We start from the raw sequence: 19,446 nt of genomic DNA, 5'->3' as shown, positions 1-19,446 counted from the left end.
CCCCCTATCTTTGCTGCTCATCAGCAAGGGGATAGCCGGCCATGACCACCTTCGACGATCGCGAACGGGCGTTCGAGACCAAGTTCGCGCGCGACGAGGAGCTGGCGTTCCGCATCACTGCGCGTCGCAACCGGCTGTTCGGCGAATGGGCTGCATCGGCGATGAAGCTGACGCCCGAGGAAACCGACGCCTATGCCAAGGCCGTCGTCCAGGCCGATTTCGAGGAAGCCGGCGACGAGGACATCGTCCGCAAGGTACTGAGCGATCTGACCGCGGCAGGTATCGAGCTCGACGAAGCCGCGGTGCGCGCCGCGCTCGAGGCGCAGACGATCGAGGCGCGGCGTCAGCTGATCGGCGTGGCCTGACGCGATGCCGATGGCCGCCGACGAGATCGAGACGCTGATCCGCACAGCGATCCCCGATGCCGAAGTGACGATCACCGATCTCGCCGGCGACGGCGATCATTATGCGGCGCATGTCGTGGCCGAGAGCTTTCGCGGCCAGTCGCGCGTGGCGCAGCAGCGCGCGGTATACGCCGCGCTCGGCGGACGGATGGGCGGCGTGCTGCACGCGCTCCAGCTCACTACCGCCACACCCAAGGAGTGACCGAATGACCGACGACATTCACGCCCGCCTGCAGGGCCTTGTCGACGCCAACGACGTGGTGCTGTTCATGAAGGGCAGCCCGCTGTTCCCGCAATGCGGCTTTTCGAGCCGCGCGGTCGCCATTCTCCAGCACCTCAATGTCGACTATCAGAGCGTCGACGTGTTGCAGGACCAGGGCGTGCGGCAGGGCATCAAGAGCTTCAGCGACTGGCCCACCATTCCGCAGCTCTACGTGAAGGGCGAGTTCGTCGGCGGTTCGGACATCATGATGGAGATGTACGAAAGCGGCGAATTGCAGCAGCTGATGGCCGACAAGGGCGTCGTGCAGGCGGCCTGAGCCGACGCGCGCCGAGGGCTCTTCACATCATGCACAAGAATGCCGGAGCGCTTGACCCGGACCGTCTTGTGGCGCGTGCCGACGGACCGCTGCTCGTCTGCGATCTGACGCAGAGCTGGGCGCCCGAGGGTGGCGGCGGCATCAGCACCTATCTGCGCGAGAAGCGCGATTACGTGCTGCGCGCGACGCCGCACCATTTGTTGCAGATCGTCCCCGGCGCGCAGGACCGCGTGACCGTAAACGGTCGGCATATCTTCGCCGAGGTCGGTGCTGATCCGGTGCGCGGCAGCCCCAATTACCGTTTTATCCTGCGCACCGGCATCGTGCGCGATCTGCTGGCGCGCTACCGTCCCGACATCGTCGAATCGCTGTGCCCGTGGGTGTTGCCGTGGACCGCGATCCGGCACCGCCGCGCTTTTCCCGATACCGCGCTTGTAGCAGGCTATCGTACCGATTTTCCCAACGCCCATGTCTACCGCGTCGCCGCCGACAAGTTCGGCGATACGCTTGGTCGCGCGTTTCGCTGGCTGTCCTACGGCTATGCCGAGATCACCTATCGCGAATTCGACTGGGTCTATACGCTTGGCGAACAGGCAGGGCTGGCGCTCGCGCGGCGCGGCATCGCGCAGCAATCGGTGCTGCCGCTCGGCGTCGACACCACGCTGTTCCACCCCGCGCGCCGCGATCCGGCATACCGGGCATCGCTGGGATTGCGCGGCGGCGGACCGCTGCTGGTCTATGCCGGCCGTATCGACAACGAGAAGCGCGCTGACCGCCTGCTCGCGATGTTCCGCCGGCTTCCTCGCGATCTCGATGCGTCGATGGTGCTGATCGGCGACGGCAAGCTGCGGCAGGCGATGATGGCGCAGGCCGCGGCCGAATCGCTCGACATCGCCTTTCCGGGCTTCGAGCGCGAGCGCGCAGAGCTGGCACGCGCACTCGCTTCGGCGGATATCTACGTCTCGGCCATGGCCGACGAGACGTTCGGCATCTCGGTGCTCGAGGCGCAGGCGAGCGGCCTTCCCGTCGTCGGTGTCGCGGGCGGGGCGATGCCCGATCGGGTGCCGCCAGGGCTGGGGCTGCTCGGCCCGGTCGACGATGTCGAGACGATGGCCGCCAATGTCGTTCGCATCTGGCAGAGCGGAGCGGCGGAAATGGGCGCTTCCGCGCGCGCGATGGTCGAGCGGCGTTATGGCTGGGATCGTACCTTCGAGCGTCTTTTCGGCGAGATTTATCCTGCTGCTCGGCGGGTAGCTGCGGCGCGATTAGCGCGGCGTGGCGTATGTCATTCGCGCAGGCCGCAATTTTCGGAAGCGCTCCCCGGGTAGGGCGGGCGACCGCTGCGAGAGCCTGTCGCCCGCCCTGGAGTTTGAAGCGCTGACCGCGCCTTCGGGGTGCGGACCAATCTTTGCACCGCTCGTGCCAATTAGGCCGACTGACCTAAATGCGGGCTTCCCGCTGGTTAACGTCGCGAGCGCCGTCACCGCGCTTGTAAATTAATCCGACGGCCAAAACTTCGCGCTTGACTACGCTCGTAAACGGTACGACTACACCTGTGAACGAGAGGGTGTATGACCGAACGAATTAGCGACGCCGAGCATGCCGTCATGGAAGTCCTGTGGGACGAAAGCCCGCTCACCGCGCAGGAAGTCGCCGATCGCGTTTCCGATCGCGACTGGAGCGTCAATACCGTCAAGACGCTGCTGGGTCGCCTGCTCGGCAAGAAGGCGATCGCGCACGAGGAGGACGGCCGCCGCTATCGCTACCGCCCGCTGGTGGTGCGAGAGGATTATGTCGCGGGCGAGTCGCAGAAGCTGATCGACCGGCTGTTCGGCGGCCGGCTGACGCCGCTGGTGGCGCATCTCGCCGAGCGCGATGCGCTCACCGATGACGACATCGCCGAGATCGAGGCGCTTCTGAAGGAGTTGAAGCAATGATCGGCTGGGCCATCGAGACCTTCATCGCCACCACGCTGCTGATGCTGCTGGTCCTTGCGCTCCGCAATCCGGTGCGTCGCGCCTTCGGCCCCGGCGTCGCCTATGCGCTATGGGCATTGCCGCTGCTGCGGATGGTGCTGCCGCCGCTGCCTGCCACAATGCGTCCATCGGCGCAGCCGATGCTGGCGATCGTGCCCGAAGACATCGTTATCTCTCTGGGCGAGCCCGTTGCGATGCTGCCCGTCGAGCCAGCGTCGGGCCTGGGCTGGCCGGTCTGGGCCGCGGTGCTCTGGCTTGTGGGCGTCATCGCCTTCTTGGGCTATCATATCATCGCGCATTCGCGTTTCTGCGCGCGGCTGCGTCGACAGGCTCGCATTGTTACCGAGCTTGCCGCCGGGCGGGTCACGATGATCGAGAGCGACACCGCGCATGGCCCGCTGGCGTTTGGCATCTGGCGCAAGTACGTCGCCTTTCCCGCCGATTTCGCCGAGCGCTACGACGATCTCGAGCGCGATCTGGCGCTGGCGCACGAGCTTGGCCACCATGCGCGCGGGGATCTGCTGGCGAACTGGGCCGCGCTGGTGATGCTGGGGCTGCACTGGTTCAATCCGGTCGCCTGGCGCGCGTTCCGCGCCTTCCGCGCCGATCAGGAAATGGCGTGCGATGCGCTGGTGCTGGGCGGCCGTCACCCGGCGCTGCGCCACGCTTATGGTCGCGCCATCGTCAAATCGGCGCATGGCGGAGCGGTATCGGCCGCCTGCCACCTGCACACCATCAACGAAGTCAAAGGGAGGTTGCGTATGTTGACCAGGCACCGGAAGCCCTCGGCATGGCAGCGCGGCGGTGGCGTGATCGCCATCGGATCGCTGGCGCTGGCCGGGCTCGGGTTCACAGCATCGGGCACGCAGGCGGCCGAGCGGGTGAAGGCGCACGTCGCCGAACGCACTGGCCTCGACATCGACGCGATCAGCCTGCCACCCATTCCGCCGCTGCCGCCGTTGCCAAGCGTGGCGCCGACTGCCCCGGCGATACCGGTCGTCGACGCGCCAATGCCGCCGCAGATGCCCGACCAGCCGCAGGTGCCCGTGGTCCCCGAGCCGCCGCTTCCCCCCGAGCCTCCGGTGCCGGCCGAGAACGGCGAGCAGGGTGATCGCCACGTTCAGGTCTATCGCTTCAGCGAGCATGGCGTCGACGGCAATGTCGAAGTCCGTTCGCCCACCGCCGCCGAACGCCGCGCGATCGCCCAGGCGCGCGTCGATGCGCGGCGTGCACGCGGCGAGGCCGAGCGCGCGCTGGCGACGATGCCCGAGATCATCAGCCGCTCGTGCGGCGGCGACGGCCCGGTGCAGGAAACGCAGATGCGGGCCGGCCGCCAGCGCATCATCCTGTGCACCGATCGCGTGACCCGGCAGGTCGAGAGTGCCGAGCGGGCGCGCACAGACGCCGAGCGTGCGGCACGCCGGGCCGAGGTATCAGCGCGCGTCGGGCGGACGCAGGCGCGCTGGAGCATCGACTTGGCACGCCGCGCGATCGAGCGTGATCGCAATCTCGACGAAGGCAAGCGGCGCGAGGCGCTGGCCGGGCTCGACAAGGCGCTAGCGGGCCTGAACGACGAAGCCAACTGACCCCTGGGGAGGGGCGTCCGCCGGATCGCCGGCGGACGTGCGAGCGGGGCCGGCGCTTTCCTTCGTGCGCGCCGGCCCCGCTTTCGCTAGACCGGAGCGGCGCGTAAGCCTTGTCCTTGCGCAGCCGAGCCGCCATGTCAGCAACATGAGCAATGCCCCCTATGGCGTGGCGGTGTCGGTCGATCCGCTGGTCCGGCGGGTGCTGGCACCCAATGCCACGCCCTTCACCGGCACCGGCACGCAGACGCATCTCGTCGGGCGCGATACGCTGGCAATCATCGATCCCGGGCCTGACGACGACGCGCATCTTGCCGCGTTGCTGCGCGCCATCGGCGACACGCCCGTCGCGGCGATCATGGTCACGCACACGCACCGCGATCACAGCCCACTCGCCCGCCGTCTCGCCGAGCGCGTCGAGGCGCCGGTGGTCGGCTGCGCGCCGCTCGCGCTCGACGATCTCGGCCCGCGTGCCGATGCCGCGTTCGACGATAGTTACGCGCCCGATCGCGTGCTGGCCGATGGCGAGCGGATTGATGGCGACGGCTGGACGCTCGAGGCGGTCGCCACGCCGGGGCACACCTCGAACCATCTGGCGTTCGCGCTTCCGCAGGCCGGGGCGCTGTTCAGCGGCGATCATGTGATGGGCTGGTCGACGACGATCGTCTCGCCGCCCGATGGCGACATGGCGGCCTATATGGCGAGCTTGCAGAAGCTGTTCGAACGTGAGGACGATCGCATCTATTTTCCCGCACATGGCGATGTCGTCGAGAATCCGCGTCGGCTGGTGCGCGGGCTGCTCGGCCATCGCAAGCAGCGCGAAGGGCAGATCTTGCGGCTGCTGCGCGACGACGTGGCGGCGGTCCCGGCGATGGTGGCGCGCATGTATGCGGGGATCGACCAGCGCATGTGGCCGGCAGCCGAGCGATCGGTACTCGCGCATCTTATCGACCTGCGGCAGCGCGGTCTGGCCGTGGAGGAGGGCGACGCATGGCGCGCCGCATAGGCAATAGGCGTATCGACACGCCGGCGCTGCGCGCGCTGATCGCCGCCGCAGCGCTTGCGGTGATCGCGCTCGTCGGCTGGCTCGCCTATGAGCGATACCGCGAGCAATACCAAGTCACGCCCGCCGACCCAACGCAGCCCGACGGGCCGGCGGTCACGCAGATCGTCACTGCCCGGCTGGCGGGGCTGGCAAGCCTCAAGGTCGCCGAATTGTCGGGCACCGTGCAGTCGCGCGCCACCGACGTGCGCGGGTTCGGCATGCTCAAGTCCGAGCAGCTCGTGAAGATGCCCTATTCGGTCGACTATTTTGTCGACGTCTCACGCATCGGGCCGGGCGACGTACAATGGTCGGCGGAAACACGCACGCTCGTCGTCGACGCGCCCGACGTGATGGTCGCGCGGCCCAATGTGCGCGTGGGCGACCAGACGCTGGCGCAAACCACCGGGCTGATCGTGACGCGCGAGGCAAGCGAGCAGCTCGCGCGGCGCGTCGCGGCAAATGCGCAGGGCGCGGCACGGCGCGAGGCGATGAGTCCCGAGCGCGTTGCACAGGCGCGCGAGCATGGTCGCGAGGCAGTAGGCGCGCTGATGGCGACGCCGCTTGCGGCACTCGGCTATGGCGATGCGCGCGTGCTGGTGACCTTCCCCGGCGATCCGGGACGCCGCTCGGGCGAGCGCTGGGACGTGTCGAAGTCGCCCGCCCAGGCGATCAAAGATGCGCGCGCCGCGCGGCGCCCTTGATCGTGCGACCGCCGCTTGCCATGTGACGAGCCGGTAACACGGGGGTTTCGAACATCATGGACGCACGCAACGGCATGGGCGGATCGCTGGCGGGCGTCGATCTGCTCGCGGAGATCGACCGGCTACGCAAGGAGCGCAACGCCGTCATCCTCGCGCATTACTATCAAAAGCCCGAAATCCAGGACCTCGCCGATTTCGTCGGCGACAGCCTCGATCTCAGCCGCAAGGCCGCCGACACCGACGCCGATGTCATCGCGTTCTGCGGCGTGCGCTTCATGGCCGAGACCGCCAAGGTGCTCAGCCCCGAGAAGATCGTCGTACTGCCCGACATGGACGCCGGGTGCAGCCTCGAGGACAGCTGCCCGCCCGATCAGTTCGCGGCGTTCCGCGCGCAGCATCCCGATCACATCGCGCTCACCTACATCAATTGCTCGGTCGAGGTGAAGGCGCTCAGCGACATCATCGTGACCTCTTCCTCCGCCGAGAAGATCCTCAGCCAGATACCGCATGACCAGAAGATCATCTTCGGTCCCGACAAGCATCTGGGCGGATATATCAACCGCAAGATGGGTCGCGACATGCTGCTGTGGCCCGGCGTGTGCATCGTCCACGAGGCGTTCAGCGAGACCGAGTTGCTGAAACTCAAGGCGCAGCATCCCGATGCGCCGGTGGCGGCGCATCCCGAATGCCCGCCGCACGTGATCGACCATGCCGATTATGTCGGGTCGACCAGCGGCATCCTCGCGTTCGCCGAGACGTTTCCCGGCGATACGCTGATCGTCGCCACCGAACCGCACATCATCCACCAGATGGAAAAGGCGGTGCCGCACAAGCGCTTCATCGGCGCGCCGGGGGCCGACGGCAACTGCAACTGCAACATCTGCCCCTACATGGCGCTCAACACGATCGAGAAGCTCTATGTCGCGCTGCGCGATCTCGAGCCGAGGATCGAGATCGAGGAGGGAATGCGGCTCAAGGCCAAGACCTCGCTCGACCGGATGCTGTCGATGGCGTCGGGTACGGTCGGATTGGGAGATCTCGGACCGTTTCGCGTCAGCGGCGACTGAGCTTTCGCCGGAGCCAAAAAATGGGGCCGCGCGACACCCGTCGCGCGGCCCCTTTCTCATTCAGCCTGTTTAGAGGATCAGGTCGTTGATCGTCAGCGGCCGGTTCACTTCGATCGTGAAGTCCGCCACGCGGTCGCCATCGATGTCGCCCTGGAGCAGTCCGTTGGCGTAGCGAAGCTGACCCGCCGTACCGTTGAACGCCGCGCTGCCGACGAAGGCGAACGCCTGATCGCCCGCCGTGCCTTCATTGGCATCGATGCCGCGCAGATCGATCTTGTCGACCACCGACTGGAAATCGGTGATGCGATCATAGCTGCCATCGGCGTCGCTGAAGGTGAAGGTATCGCGACCGGCCCCGCCCGTCAGAATGTCGCTGCCCGCGCCGCCATCGAGGATGTCGTCGCCGAAGCCGCCGTCGAGACGGTCGCTGCCGCCGCCGCCCAGGATCGTGTTGTTCGAGAACGAGCCGGTAAGCACGTCACCGAAGTCCGAGCCCGTGAGGTTCTCGAAGCCGCTGATGATGTCGCCGAGCGCGCCACCGGCGGTCTGGTTGGTGCCGATATTGACCGTAACGCCCGTCAGGCTGTCGAAATAGGTCAGCGTGTCGATGCCGCCATTGCCGAACAGGCGATCACGACCGCCGCTGCCGCCCGAGATGACGTTGTCGTTGTTGTCGCCGGTGATGGTGTCGTCGAACGCGCTGCCATAGACGCCCTCGATCGACAGCAGCCGGTCGCCGCCGGCCCCGCCTGCGGTCTGGCGCGTCTGCAGATTGACGGTGACGCCCATCGTCGCCGACTCGTAGCTGACGATGTCGAAGCCGCCGCGGCCGTCGAGCATGTTGGCCACGCTGTTGGCGACGAGCACGTCGTTGCCGCTGCCGCCGACGGCATTCTCGATGATCGTGCCATAGGCGATGCCGACATTGTCGCTGAGGTAGAGATAATAGTCGGGATCGGCGAGCGCGTTCGCCTTGAAGCTGTCGAACTGCGCCTGCGTGAAGGCGCCATAGCCAAGGTCGGCGCGGTTGGCGTTGACCTGTGCGAGCGTCATCGCCTGCGCCTGCGCGATCGTGACGCCGCCGATGGTGCTGAGCGAGCCCGGCGTCAGATCGATCCGCTGGTTGGTCGCATAGCCCGAAGCATCGAGCGTATCGACGCCGCCGGCATCCCAGATGGCGATGAGCGGCGCCTTGTTGATCGTGAAGTCGAAGGCGTCACGCCCGGCGTTGCTGTTGAATCCGTAGGTCGTGTTGCCGGTCCGCGTCGACATGTCGGCGCCGTAGATGCGCTGCGCGGCGAGGATGTCGTGCACCATCGGCGTGCCGCCATAGGCGCGCGCCATCGTGTTGAAGTCGACGTCGCCCGCGCCGATCGCGCTGGGGTTCCAGTACGACATGATCGTGTAGTTGCGCGAATCCTGGAAATATTCGGCGCCGTTCTCGTAATTCACCGCGAAGCCCGGGCCGAAATTATAGTTGCCCGGATGCGCGAGGCCCAGAGCATGGCCGACTTCGTGCGTCAGCGTGTTGAGCCCGTAGCCACCGACCTTGAGCTGGAAATTCGAAGCCTGGCTTGCCGACACCCACACGTCGCCGCCGAGATTGCGCACCTGCGCATCGACCGAAGGAATGCCGTAAAGCACGGTCTGCGGATAATAGGCATAGGCCTGCGTATCGGGCGCATTGGCCAGATTGCCGAGCGCGATGTCGGCATTGGCTGAGCTCGTCTCGAGGAAGCGCACGCCGACGACATCGTCCCAGTAGCGCATCGCTTCTCGCGTCGCCGCGCGCTGCTCGGCGTTGAACGAGGCGAAGTTGAAGAACTCGGCGCTGCCATAGGGCTGGCCAAAATACTCGAAGGTATAGCCCTGGCCGATCAGATCGTCCTGCGTGTTGAAGAAGCCGAAGGTGATCGTGTTCGCATCGGTATCACCGCGCTGCGGCGTGTTGCGCCCGCCGGGCACCCAGCTGTAGCCGGCCCGGTTCAGATAGAACGCGATGTCTTCGGGGGTCCAGATCTCCTTGCCATTGTCGGCGGTTTCGCCCGCGCGCGGATCGACCGAGGCGTCGATCGACACGAGGCGCGGATCGACATTGCCGGTGCCGTCATGCGCCAGGCCGCAACCGCAACCGCGCGGATGCATGCCCGGCTCCACCGGCCGGAACGGATTGGCGATGCCCGAGACACGCGCATTGCCGATATCGAAAGTGGTACGATTCACAGCCAAACTCCCCAAAAAACTGCCCGCGCCTTCCCCTGGAAGACGTCCTTGAACTGGTCGGGAGGACCCTTCACCGCCATCGAAAATCGATTGCGAAACAGTCGTTTGTAACCGGCCCCCACCGATCGATACCCGGGATGCTTCCCGAAGCGAGGGGGGCTGTCAATCGCTTGCTGACGCCGCGGGGCATTTTCTAGTGTAATGCATTGTTTACGACACAGTCGGCCGATAGTGCCGACGCCATGTTCCCGATCGATCATTTCAATCTCGATGCCTTCGTCGCCTCGACCCTAGCCGAAGACCTCGGCCCTGGCATCGACGTCACCTCGCACGCGGTAATTCCCTCCGAAGCGCGGTTCACCGCAACGCTCGACAGTCGTGACGCGATCGTGGTCGCGGGGCTCGATCTGGCCGCGGCGTTCTTCCACGCGCTCGATCCGCAGGCGGTCGTCACGCCGCTCGTCGCCGATGGCGATCAAGTGACCGCCGGCACCGATCTGATGCGCGTCGAAGGCAATGCGCGCGCGCTGCTCACCGCCGAGCGATCGGCGCTCAACACGTTGCAGCATCTCTCGGGCATCGCCACGATGACGCGCGCCTATGTCAAAGCGATGGCGGGCACCGGCGCCATCCTGCTCGACACGCGCAAAACGCTGCCGGGGCTGCGCGCGCTCGAGAAATACGCCACGCGCATGGGCGGCGCCACCAATCATCGCATGGGGCTGTGGGATGCCGCGATGATAAAGGACAATCACGTCGCCGTCGCCGGATCGGTCGAGGCGGCTGTGCGGCGCGCAGTTGCCGCGGGGATCGCGCGCATCATTCTCGAGGTCGACCGCATCGACCAGATCGAACCCGCACTCGCCGCCGGCGCCACGCATCTGCTGCTCGACAACATGACGCCACCGATGCTGCGCGAGGCCGTGGCGCTGGTCGCGGGCCGCATGCCGACCGAGGCATCGGGCGGCGTGACGCTCGAGACGATCGGCGCGATCGCCGCGACGGGCGTCACTTATGTCAGCGTCGGCCGCCTCACGCAGTCGGCACCCGCCGCCGATATCGGCATGGATTTCGCGCTGATCGCCTGATGCGGCCGATTGCGCGCGCCGCCTGCCGCGCTATCGTGATGCAACGGCAAGGGGGTATCCGCCATGCGGCCGCGGTCGATTGTCCTTTTCGAACAGTTATATCTCGCCTCAGTCGTCGTTGGCGTCGTGAACACCGCGCTGGCCATGGGCATGATCGAGGCGCTGGTTCCTGCCGACGCGGGTCTGCGCGCGATCAGTTCGACCCTGCTGGTAGGCGGCACCATCCTCAGCGTCGGCGTCTCGCTGCTACTATGGTATCTGGTTGCGCGGCGTGGCAGCAACATCGCGCGCTGGGTGCTCACCGCACTGGTTGTCATCGGGGTCGTCCTCGGCGTGCTGTCGGGCCTGTCGGGCAGCTATCCCACCGGTCTGCTCGGTGCGCTCGGCGCGCTCAATTCGGCGTTGCAGGTGCTTGCGATCTGGTGCCTGTTCCGGCCCGACGCCGCTGCATGGTTCGGCAGCGCCGACGATGCGGACACTTTCGCATGAAGCCGCACGCGCTCGTCGTAGCGTCAGTGGCGGCGATCATGCCGTCAGCCGCACTGGCGCAGGCCTATCGCTGCTCGGTGCCCGCGACGATCGAACGCCCGCGTCCCGACGGGCCAAGCGCGCGCGAGCCGCGCCGCGTGGTGCCGACGCGCGGCTACACGCTGGCGCTCACCTGGAACCCGCAATATTGCCGCGACAATGCGGCACGCGGTGGCGCACGCTTCCAGTGCGGAGCGGGCAACGGCTTCGGCTTCACGCTGCACGGGCTCTGGCCCGATGGCGACGGGGTGAATCGCTGGCCGCAATATTGTCGCGCCGCGCCGCTGCTGTCCGAACGCGTCATCCGCGCCAATCTGTGCACCACGCCCTCGGTCCAGCTGCTCCAGCACGAATACGCCAAGCACGGCACGTGCATGGGCCTGACGCCGGCCAATTATTTCCGCCGCGCGTCGAGCCTGTACGGCCGGCTGCGCTATCCCGACATGCAGGCGCTGTCACGGCGGCGCGGGCTCACCACCGCGCAGTTCGCGCAGGCCTTCGCGCGCGCCAACCTCGGCACGACGCCGGCGATGATGCGAATCACCGCCGATCGCGACGGTTGGCTCGAAGAGGTCTGGCTGTGCCTCGACACGCGCTTCGCCGCGCGTGTCTGCTCCGCGCACCAGCGCGGCCGCGCCGGCAATCTGCCGCTCAGGATCTGGCGCGGCGGGCGCTAGCCGTCGATCGTGACGCTCTCGGGGTGATGCCGGTCGAGATGCCGGCGGATGATGCGCAGGTTGCGCGTGTTCGAGCGGAAGAAATAGTCGGGGATGATGCCGACGAGCGGGATCAGCCCCAGCAGCCAGTCGACGCCGACATTGCCCATCATCCGCGCCATCTGCGCCTTCGACATGCCCAGATTGCGCGCTTCCCACACCATATAGGCGCCAAAGGCCGCGCCCACGAAACTGCCGCCCACGGGCAGCAGCCCCAGCAGCGTATCGGCGCCGATGGGCTTGGGCAGTCCGGGCACCACGAACAGCCGCTCGAGCAGATGTTCGAGCGCCTCGACGCGGCGGCGCACTGAACGTGCATCGCTGCCCACGGGCAGGCCTTCGCCCATGCGGCTGAACATATTGCGGTCGATCGGGCGGGGCTTCTCCATGGTCACGATGTCGGATCGCGTCGAAGCTGATTCAATGGGTGCCATGCGCGCGCATTCTCGCGCCATGCCCGCAGCCGCAGGGCCACGAGCGACCAGCGCAACGGCCGCGCGAGCGCGATGAACGCGTGGTCGGCGGCAAGCGCGGCATCGGCGCGCGTCAGCAATTCGGCGCGCTCGCGCGTGGTGCGGGCATCGCGAGCGGCGGTAATCAGCGCGGCGGCATTGCCTGCGCAGGGCTGGCAGGCGCGCACCAGATACCAGCGCGCGCTGTCATAGGGGGCCACGGCATCGACCAGCCGGAGATCGGCGTCGGCATCGAGTGCCACGCGCTCGCCCTCGATACCGATCGCGCGCAGCGCGGCGCCTATATGGCCCCATAAGAGGTTGGCACCGGGCCCGTCGGGCAGCGCGACGCGCAGACGGGGGGCAGCGCCGCCATTGGCCGCGCGCCACGCGGCGACGCGTACCGCCGCGGCGGTGCGCCGGTCATCGAGGTCGAAGGCGATCCACCCAGGCCGAGCCGGCGGGCCGGCGGCGTCGAGCGCTTCGGGCAGGATGCTGTCACGCGGCTGCCATTCGGGCAGAAAGGCAGCGGTAAGCGCGCCGCGGTCGATCGCCATGGCCACCGCCTCGCGATTCTCCACCGCCGCGAGAAACCCCTCGCGCTCGACGACGGCGAGCCCGAACAGTCCCTCGGCAGGGTCGATGCGGCGATTGGCAGGCGCGACGCGCGCTTCGGCGATGAGCGGCCACTCGAGAAAGCTGCCGCCGCTGACCAGATCGGAGCGGCGTGCGGCGAAGCGGGCGATCGCCAACGCGGCACGTTCGGCGTGGAGACGGACGAACTGCTCGGGGTCGGGCCCGTCCGCCGCTTCGTCGGCCGGCGCGTTCGCATCGGCGATGGGACGCAGCAACGTGCCGCCATCAGGGTCCGCCGAGGCGATGCGGAACGGCCCGGTGCCGCCGTCGCCCGCGCGCGGATCGAGGATCGCCATTTCAGGCTGGGCGAACAGGGTAAGCAGGTCCGGGCGTGGCCGCGACAGCCGCACCTCGATGACCTGCGGCGTCATCTCGACGATCTCGTCGATGACAGCCAGATGCGGGCGCAGCGATATGCGCGAAGCGCGGGCGACGGCGCGGCGCAGGCTGCCAACGACCTCGGCGGCGCGGATCGGCCGCCCGTCGGGCCATTGCGCCTCGCGCAGGCGGAAGATGTAGCTGGTGCCGTCGTCGATGACGATCCAGCGTTCGGCGAGCCCCGGCTCGACCTGGCCCGCGGCATCGAAGCGCACCAGGCCTTGCGCCACCGCATCGAGCAGCACCGCCGTGGGGTGTGCTATCGCGTCGCGGGCAGGGTCGATAACGCGCGCCTGCGTTCCGATCGCGCTGACCACCACGGGCACATCGTCGGGGCGTCGCTGGCAACCGTTCAGCAACAGACCAAGGCTCGCGAGCGAAAGCAGCAACCGCATGGCTGGCGTTCTAGGCGCGCAGTGCGACCGGCGCACGCTGTATCTGAACGGGCGGCGTTGCGATCAAGTCAGATGCAGCGCGGGTCGCGCTCGGGCGGCGATGCGCCGCGCTTCTGCCAACCGCCGCCGGGCGTCTGGTACATCTCGCCCGGTTCGGTCCGCGCGATCAGATTGCAGCCCGATACGAAGGCGAACTGCTCGACCGTCGACTGGTTGCCGGCTTGGCGCGTATAGGCGGCCTTTCGGCGGATGTTGATGTCGCGCACCATGTCGCGCACCTCGGCCGGGACCGCACCGATCGTGCCGAGATAGCCGTCGGTCTGCTCGCCCACCTGCCCGGCGGCACGCGCGTTGGCGTAGACGGGATCGCGCTGCGCGGCATGGCCCACGCTGCCCATCCCGGCGATGAGCGCCGCCCCGATCATCCATTTCGCGATATGCATGGTCAGAAAATCCCCGGATTCTGCTGAATGAGCGACTTGGCCTCGCCATCCAGCCTATACACCACCTCCTGGGTGATGTTGATGTTCAGATTGATGACGATCGGCTTGTCGGGCGCATCGACGTTGATGCATCCGCCGGCCAGCATCGCCGCCCCGATCGCCGCCGCTCTCGATATGGGGTGCAGGGTCGTGTTTTTCACGGGGCGCATCAATCCTGTGTGCTTCATGGCTTGGGCTCGCTTGCAGGAGGCTGAACGGGCGGGGCAGGGGGCCGGGGCGGACGGTCGCGCTGCTGCTGTTCGAGCAGCGCGGGCAGGTTGCGTTCGATCAGGCGGGTCGGGTCGTAATAGGACTGCACCGAATCGAACAGCTGCCGGAAAGGCGCCTTGATCGTCACGTTGAAGACGAAGGGCAGGCGCGCCAGCCGGTCGATGATGAAGTTGCGCTTGGCGCCGACGCCTTGGCTGACGCCGGCGAAGCGGATCGCGGTGACCATCTCGCCCGAAAGCGGCCCGTTCATCGTCATGTCGAGCCGGTCATATTCGAGCGACTTGAGCGCCTGGAAGGCGATATTGCCCCAGGTGCCCAGATTCTCCTGCGACACCTCGCCGACATAGGCGATGGTGCCGCCACCCTCGCGCATCGCCAGGCGGCCATTCTCGATGCGGCCGCCGGCCTCGTCGAACACCATCGGCAGCACGCCGTCGAACGTGCCCGTGGCACTCAGATTGTCGAAGTCGAACTGCTGGAGGAACTGCGCCGCATCGACGCCTTCAACGCGGAAGGTCATGCGCCGCGGCACCGTCTGCCCGAAGTCGAGCAGCGTGGGTTCGAGCACCAGCGCGCCGCCCGCGAACGGCCACCGCCCGCCTTCGATCGCGACGCGCTGCTCGCCGGTCAGCCGGTAGCGCACCGTACCGTTCTCGACCGGAATGCCCGGATTGGCGAGCGCGATGGCGGCGCTCTGGCCCGGCGCGGTCTCGAGCCCCAGCAGATCGGTGAAGCGGATCTCGCCGGCGATCCCCTCAACAGGTCCGAAAGCGGCGGCAAGGTCGATATCGTCGGTGCGGAACACGCCGTCGCTCGTGACGTCGTCGGGGCTCCAGCGTATCTGCCCGCGCCCGGCGATCGTGCCCTCGACCTCGGCGATGACGCCAAAGGTCAGACGCGTCAGCGCGTCGGGCTGGAACGCCTCGGTGAAGGTGATGCCGTCGACTACGAGATCGGCGCGCCCCGCGCCGGCACCCAGATCATGCGTGATCGTCACATCGGCGACCTCGGTCTGCGTCGCCGGCGCGCGCAGCGTGGCGCGCGCGTCGACAGCGTTGCCCGCCAGCGTGAGCGTGAAATCGTCCGCGGCGAGCGGCGCGAAACGCGGCTGTTCGGCGGCATCGGCGACGGCAAGCGCGCTACCGTCGAGCGTCAGCGTCGCGTCGGCAAACCGCCACGCTCCGGCGCCGCCGCTCAGCAGCAATGGCACATTGCCGATCGCGCCGGCGGCACCGGCAAAATCGCCGGCGATCCCGGACGCGTCGACCCGCCCGTCGAGCCGCGCGATATCGAGCCGCGACAGCCGCTCGGGCGTGCCCAGCCGTGCGCGCACGTCGCTGGCCGACACCCGGCGGTCGCGCAGGGCGAAGGCGAGATTTGCCGCGCCAAGCGCAAGCGGCGAGCCGCCGAGCGATCCCTGTGTCCGCAGCGCCGGCAGCGCGATGCCGCCTTCGATGCCGCCATCGCCATAGGCCAGCATCGCACCGCCCAGCGGGCAGGCACGCAGGCGCGTTGATCCTAGCGACAGCGCCGAGAGCGTTAGCCGCTCGAATGCCGCGGGCGCACAGTCGCGATTGACCAGCAGGCGCCCCGCAGCGTTCCAGCGCGCGTCGATCGGCACGCTCAGCCGGTCGACGCGACCGCCGGGGAGCGGGCCGCTCAGGACAGCGCGTGTCCGTATCGACGTGGTGCCGTCGCCAGCGGCGCTGAACGTGACGGGCGCGAGCGCAAGCATCGCGTCGCTCGCGCGATAGGGCGCGATCGTCGCGCGCCCGGTGATCGCGGCATCGGGGCGCGCCTGCGCGAGCGCGACCCGCGCTTCGGGCAGCCCGCCGCCGCCGGTTTCGATCGCGGTGTCGATCCACAGCCGATTACCGGGCCAGCCGAAGCGCAGCCCTTCGCCGCCGGCAAGGCTCACACGCGCGCCCGACGCCGCGGCATAGTCGAGCGATCGCACGCGCGCGACGCCCTGTGCGCCGCGCATCTCGAGCTCGGCCACCGCGCTCGCGCGTCCGCGCCGGCCCGCGGCGATAACGGCATTGGCCAAGCGGCGGGCCAGCGGAGCCACCGGCGTGCCCGCCGTGGCGTCGGGCAGGGTTGCCGCGGCGGCAAAGCTCGCGGGTGCCAATGCCAGCGCGTCGGCCTCCATCCGTGTCGCCACGCGCGCGCCGCTGCTGCCGAAGCGGTAGCGGCCCGACGCCGCAAGGCCCGTCGCGCGCGCCAGGCCCGTCGCCATGCCGCGCGCCGTCAGATCGAAGCGCCCCATCGTCGCGGCCGCATCGCCGCCGAAATCGATCATGCCGCCAAGCCCGGTGACGCCGACCCCCGATGCTCCGGCGCGCGCGACCGACAGCGCAGCGCGACCCTCCCAGCGATCGAGCGCGGGGCCAAGCGTCAGCACCAGATCGGAGCCGATCGCGCGCGCGCGCGCCATGCCGGGACAATCGATCGCGGCGGCGCGCAGCGGGCCGCGCAATGCGGGCGCGCCTTCGTCGATCTCCACCGCCATCGCCGTAGCGAGGCGATCGACGACGCAGCCTCCGGCCTCGATCCGTTCCGATATCGCGGCGATGCGACCGTCGAAATTCTTCGCAGGATTTCCGGCACCGCTCGCCTTCAGGCCGATGATGCCCTGCGGCGTCTCGAGCCGCATGCGCGCATCGGCGACGCGCAGCGCGATATCGGGCAGCGCGAACGGCGCGCCCGAAGGTGCTGGCAGCAGCCGGTCGATCGCTCCCAGCGCCAGCCGCCCGTCGACCACCCGTCCGCGCAGCCGCACCGCGCCCGCCTCAATCGCCGTCACCGTGGCGCTGCCCAGCCCCACTTCGGTGCGTACCACGATCCAGTCGGCGACCAGATCGGGGCGCGCCGGATCCCCGATGACGACATTCTCGAGCCGCTGCTCGGACAGGCCGATCTCGGTGACGCGGTAGCGCGCGGGCACGCCGCGACGCGCCAGTTCGTCGTCGATGAAGCCCGATGCGATGGGGCGGCGTTGCACCCAGAGCACCATCAGCGCGGCGAGCAGCACCAGCGCGATGGCAAAGGGGATGCGCCCGCGCCGCGGCACGCGCAGCAGACGCCACCATCGCCGCGCCGGGGCGACGCCCGCCTGCTGATCCTCGTGCGCCGTCACGCCGCGCTCAACTCCTCGTTGCCGCGATCGTTGCGGGCGCGAGGCGGTGCGGTCAAGGGGGCGAGGATCGCCGGCGGCGCGTCACGCGGGGATCAACGGCATGTTGTAGCTGCTGTCCATCCATTGGCCGGCAAACGACCAGCCGTCGGAATGGATTTCATAGGAATAGGCGATGCCGGCGGCAGCGGCATCGACGCCAAAGAACTCGATCGTGGCACCAGCGGTCAGCGCGACGAGCATGTCCTGCGCATCGTAACTGCCTCGCTCGAGGACGATCGTCGGGGGTCCGAAATGCATCTCGTCGGGCGAAAAGCCCAGATACAGTTCGCTGCCCGTCTTGGTCGCGTAGCCGGGATAGCCGAAGCCCGATCCTTCAAGCCACGAATAATGCTCCTCGTAGCTTTCGACATAGGGACCATCGTCCCAACCGATGAGGATTTCGACTTCCGCGCCCAGCAGCCGGATGCCGTCCATATAGAGTTCGTCGTCGTCCTCGAGGAAGGCGATCATGTAGTGCGGTGCCGACCCATCCGGGTTGAGCGCGCTCGACAGATAATATTTGTCGGCGCCCGCACCGCCATCGATGAAGCCACCGCCCGACACGTGAAATATGTCGTCACCGTCGCCGCCGATCGCAGTGCCGAAGCTCACGACGAAGACGTCATCACCCGCCCCGCCATCGGCCCAGCCGCCGTCGCTGATCGCAAAGATGTCGTCGCCTTCTCCACCGAATACGTGGATCGCATTGCCCGTAACGGTAAAGGCATTGGCGCCGATCGTCCCGTGGATGTCCTCGACATTCACGACGCCGTCGGTCCCGCCAAGGCTCTTGGCGACGGTAGCAGTGCCGTCGCTGAGGGTAACGACCGTGATCGTACCGGCGAGTGCGGTGTAATCAAGCACGTCGTACTCGTATTCGGGGTTCGCGCCGCCATCGATGAAGTCGTTGCCGGCCGAGCCGATGACGCGGTCTGCGCCGGCCTCGCCAAGGATGCGATCGTCGCCGTCGCCGCCGTCGAGCAGGTCGTTGCCGTCGCCGCCCCACAGATGATCGTTGCCGCCGCCGCCGTACAACTGATCGTCGCCATCGAAGCCCATCATCAGATCGCGGCTTGAGTCGGTTCGGGCGCGGTGATCCATGACGTTGTTGGACGTGCCGTCGTCTGGATATCCTACGCGAGCGATATCGATCACGTCGCCGTTGCTGTACGATACCGACGGATCGAGCGATGTGAGGTAGCCGCGGGAGTTGGAGGCCTGATACTCATACGCAAGGTATGATGCGCGTTGATTGTCCCACAGTCCCATTTCACGGGCGACAGCTTTGGTGAAACGCACGGTATCGCCGCGATGATCGTAATCGCTGCGATTCTGCATGGCTTCGGGGTAGGTCGGTTCGGTCCCGACCAAAACGTATTCGACATCCTCCAATGTCGTGACCAGATGGATCAACTCATGTGCCAGAATAAGGCGAGGATCTTCCACGACGACTTGGCCTTGAGCGTTCAGATAGCGCGCAGTTGCCGCTTTTGCGAGATCGATAATCACGTAAGATTGATCGCCCAGAACCGGCACAGTAGCACCTGGCTGACCGATGGAAAATGCCAGACGGATATCATCGTCCCACGCATTCAGCAAAGTTCGCATGGTGCTTGATTGCGTGTACAAATCAGACATTGCATTCAGGAAAAGCTTGTCGTCTGTTCCGTCGCGACCAAGGGTTGAAAACCTTGACGAGTGGTCCAATTGTTTCCGTCAAAAAAGAAACCTTTGACAGTACCTCTGGCAAATCCATTTTCAACTTCCCAAAATATAGGCTAGCTCTGCAATAATGTTTCTACGCTGCCGATAGTCTACCAAATAAAA

General features: G+C 67.3%; 19 protein-coding genes. 12 read left to right on the top strand and 7 right to left on the bottom strand.

The genetic code is table 11. The annotated features are described in order from the left end of the window. Window positions 1–41: 41 nt before the first annotated feature. The 9 genes from FBR43_RS08070 to nadA all read left to right on the top strand — a co-directional run bounded on the left by FBR43_RS08070 (window position 42) and on the right by nadA (window position 7,315). Window positions 42–365 carry a DUF1476 domain-containing protein gene (locus FBR43_RS08070; RefSeq protein WP_136942672.1) on the top strand — a complete coding sequence of 108 codons (324 nt, stop codon included), beginning with the start codon at window positions 42–44 and terminating at the stop codon, window positions 363–365. Between the two features lie 4 nt (window positions 366–369). Next, the gene (locus tag FBR43_RS08065; RefSeq protein ID WP_136942671.1) at window positions 370–606 is read left to right on the top strand and encodes a BolA family protein; all 237 of its coding nucleotides are present in this window, start codon (window positions 370–372) and stop codon (window positions 604–606) included. 4 nt (window positions 607–610) lie between these two features. Further along, on the top strand, window positions 611–943 hold the full coding sequence (gene grxD / locus FBR43_RS08060; protein WP_136942670.1) for a Grx4 family monothiol glutaredoxin: 333 nt from the start codon (window positions 611–613) through the stop codon (window positions 941–943). Window positions 944–972: 29 nt separating this feature from the next. Next, complete coding sequence (locus tag FBR43_RS08055) at window positions 973–2,271, top strand: glycosyltransferase (protein WP_136942669.1); 1,299 nt, start codon at window positions 973–975, stop codon at window positions 2,269–2,271. 243 nt (window positions 2,272–2,514) lie between these two features. Further along, window positions 2,515–2,880 carry a BlaI/MecI/CopY family transcriptional regulator gene (locus FBR43_RS08050; RefSeq protein WP_136942668.1) on the top strand — a complete coding sequence of 122 codons (366 nt, stop codon included), beginning with the start codon at window positions 2,515–2,517 and terminating at the stop codon, window positions 2,878–2,880. Further along, window positions 2,877–4,505, top strand: coding sequence for a M56 family metallopeptidase (locus tag FBR43_RS08045; RefSeq protein ID WP_136942667.1), 1,629 nt, complete (start codon window positions 2,877–2,879; stop codon window positions 4,503–4,505). Before FBR43_RS08050 ends, FBR43_RS08045 begins: the two co-directional genes overlap by 4 nt. Window positions 4,506–4,650: 145 nt before the next feature. Continuing rightward, entirely contained in the window at window positions 4,651–5,508 is an 858-nt protein-coding gene (locus FBR43_RS08040; RefSeq protein WP_136942666.1) for an MBL fold metallo-hydrolase, read from the top strand. After that, window positions 5,493–6,248 (top strand): DUF4230 domain-containing protein, encoded by a 756-nt coding sequence (locus FBR43_RS08035; protein ID WP_136942665.1) that lies wholly within the window; start codon window positions 5,493–5,495, stop codon window positions 6,246–6,248. Before FBR43_RS08040 ends, FBR43_RS08035 begins: the two co-directional genes overlap by 16 nt. A 56-nt stretch (window positions 6,249–6,304) precedes the next feature. Next, window positions 6,305–7,315 (top strand): quinolinate synthase NadA, encoded by a 1,011-nt coding sequence (gene nadA, locus FBR43_RS08030; RefSeq protein ID WP_136942664.1) that lies wholly within the window; start codon window positions 6,305–6,307, stop codon window positions 7,313–7,315. 69 nt (window positions 7,316–7,384) lie between these two features. On the opposite strand, the gene FBR43_RS08025 is transcribed toward nadA, so the two are convergent. Continuing rightward, on the bottom strand, window positions 7,385–9,538 hold the full coding sequence (locus FBR43_RS08025; RefSeq protein WP_136942663.1) for a M10 family metallopeptidase C-terminal domain-containing protein: 2,154 nt from the start codon (window positions 9,536–9,538) through the stop codon (window positions 7,385–7,387). Between the two features lie 242 nt (window positions 9,539–9,780). Between FBR43_RS08025 and nadC the strand changes: the two genes are divergently transcribed. The 3 genes from nadC to FBR43_RS08010 all read left to right on the top strand — a co-directional run bounded on the left by nadC (window position 9,781) and on the right by FBR43_RS08010 (window position 11,831). Continuing rightward, window positions 9,781–10,626, top strand: coding sequence for a carboxylating nicotinate-nucleotide diphosphorylase (nadC, locus tag FBR43_RS08020; protein ID WP_136942662.1), 846 nt, complete (start codon window positions 9,781–9,783; stop codon window positions 10,624–10,626). Between the two features lie 126 nt (window positions 10,627–10,752). Continuing rightward, window positions 10,753–11,115 (top strand): hypothetical protein, encoded by a 363-nt coding sequence (locus FBR43_RS08015; protein WP_136942661.1) that lies wholly within the window; start codon window positions 10,753–10,755, stop codon window positions 11,113–11,115. Beyond that, complete coding sequence (locus FBR43_RS08010) at window positions 11,112–11,831, top strand: ribonuclease T2 family protein (protein ID WP_136942660.1); 720 nt, start codon at window positions 11,112–11,114, stop codon at window positions 11,829–11,831. Before FBR43_RS08015 ends, FBR43_RS08010 begins: the two co-directional genes overlap by 4 nt. On the opposite strand, the gene FBR43_RS08005 is transcribed toward FBR43_RS08010, so the two are convergent. From FBR43_RS08005 to FBR43_RS16145, 6 genes are all read right to left on the bottom strand, one after another. Beyond that, entirely contained in the window at window positions 11,828–12,259 is a 432-nt protein-coding gene (locus FBR43_RS08005; RefSeq protein ID WP_136942659.1) for a DUF4112 domain-containing protein, read from the bottom strand. The two genes, FBR43_RS08010 and FBR43_RS08005, sit on opposite strands and share 4 nt — an antisense overlap. 2 nt (window positions 12,260–12,261) lie before the next feature. Next, window positions 12,262–13,731 (bottom strand): ABC transporter substrate-binding protein, encoded by a 1,470-nt coding sequence (locus tag FBR43_RS08000; RefSeq protein WP_136942658.1) that lies wholly within the window; start codon window positions 13,729–13,731, stop codon window positions 12,262–12,264. Window positions 13,732–13,799: 68 nt separating this feature from the next. Further along, entirely contained in the window at window positions 13,800–14,156 is a 357-nt protein-coding gene (locus FBR43_RS07995) for a YdbL family protein (RefSeq protein ID WP_249276505.1), read from the bottom strand. A 20-nt stretch (window positions 14,157–14,176) separates the two neighbouring features. Further along, window positions 14,177–14,401, bottom strand: coding sequence for a YnbE family lipoprotein (locus FBR43_RS16440; protein ID WP_249276504.1), 225 nt, complete (start codon window positions 14,399–14,401; stop codon window positions 14,177–14,179). Next, window positions 14,398–17,580 (bottom strand): YdbH domain-containing protein, encoded by a 3,183-nt coding sequence (locus tag FBR43_RS07985; protein WP_249276503.1) that lies wholly within the window; start codon window positions 17,578–17,580, stop codon window positions 14,398–14,400. The genes FBR43_RS16440 and FBR43_RS07985 overlap by 4 nt, the downstream gene beginning before the upstream one ends. A gap of 81 nt (window positions 17,581–17,661) precedes the next feature. Beyond that, window positions 17,662–19,227 (bottom strand): hypothetical protein, encoded by a 1,566-nt coding sequence (locus tag FBR43_RS16145; RefSeq protein WP_212611912.1) that lies wholly within the window; start codon window positions 19,225–19,227, stop codon window positions 17,662–17,664. Window positions 19,228–19,446: the final 219 nt, after the last annotated feature.

Origin of the sequence: Sphingomonas baiyangensis (genome assembly GCF_005144715.1) — a bacterium.
Taxonomy (GTDB): Bacteria; Pseudomonadota; Alphaproteobacteria; order Sphingomonadales; family Sphingomonadaceae; genus Sphingomonas; species Sphingomonas baiyangensis.
This window is presented reverse-complemented; position numbering and strand designations above follow the sequence as displayed.

Excerpts from the sequence above, each read along its gene's own strand:
- FBR43_RS08040 (WP_136942666.1), top strand. The coding sequence starts at position 4,651 with ATGAGCAATGCCCCCTATGGCGTGGCGGTGTCGGTCGATCCGCTGGTC.
- FBR43_RS08005 (WP_136942659.1), bottom strand. The coding sequence starts at position 12,259 with ATGGAGAAGCCCCGCCCGATCGACCGCAATATGTTCAGCCGCATGGGC.
- nadA (WP_136942664.1), top strand. The coding sequence starts at position 6,305 with ATGGACGCACGCAACGGCATGGGCGGATCGCTGGCGGGCGTCGATCTG.
- FBR43_RS08000 (WP_136942658.1), bottom strand. The coding sequence starts at position 13,731 with ATGCGGTTGCTGCTTTCGCTCGCGAGCCTTGGTCTGTTGCTGAACGGT.
- FBR43_RS08010 (WP_136942660.1), top strand. The coding sequence starts at position 11,112 with ATGAAGCCGCACGCGCTCGTCGTAGCGTCAGTGGCGGCGATCATGCCG.
- FBR43_RS16145 (WP_212611912.1), bottom strand. The coding sequence starts at position 19,227 with ATGCGAACTTTGCTGAATGCGTGGGACGATGATATCCGTCTGGCATTT.
- FBR43_RS08070 (WP_136942672.1), top strand. The coding sequence starts at position 42 with ATGACCACCTTCGACGATCGCGAACGGGCGTTCGAGACCAAGTTCGCG.
- FBR43_RS08045 (WP_136942667.1), top strand. The coding sequence starts at position 2,877 with ATGATCGGCTGGGCCATCGAGACCTTCATCGCCACCACGCTGCTGATG.
- FBR43_RS08065 (WP_136942671.1), top strand. The coding sequence starts at position 370 with ATGCCGATGGCCGCCGACGAGATCGAGACGCTGATCCGCACAGCGATC.
- FBR43_RS08050 (WP_136942668.1), top strand. The coding sequence starts at position 2,515 with ATGACCGAACGAATTAGCGACGCCGAGCATGCCGTCATGGAAGTCCTG.
- FBR43_RS16440 (WP_249276504.1), bottom strand. The coding sequence starts at position 14,401 with ATGAAGCACACAGGATTGATGCGCCCCGTGAAAAACACGACCCTGCAC.
- nadC (WP_136942662.1), top strand. The coding sequence starts at position 9,781 with ATGTTCCCGATCGATCATTTCAATCTCGATGCCTTCGTCGCCTCGACC.
- FBR43_RS08035 (WP_136942665.1), top strand. The coding sequence starts at position 5,493 with ATGGCGCGCCGCATAGGCAATAGGCGTATCGACACGCCGGCGCTGCGC.
- FBR43_RS08055 (WP_136942669.1), top strand. The coding sequence starts at position 973 with ATGCACAAGAATGCCGGAGCGCTTGACCCGGACCGTCTTGTGGCGCGT.
- FBR43_RS07995 (WP_249276505.1), bottom strand. The coding sequence starts at position 14,156 with ATGATCGGGGCGGCGCTCATCGCCGGGATGGGCAGCGTGGGCCATGCC.
- grxD (WP_136942670.1), top strand. The coding sequence starts at position 611 with ATGACCGACGACATTCACGCCCGCCTGCAGGGCCTTGTCGACGCCAAC.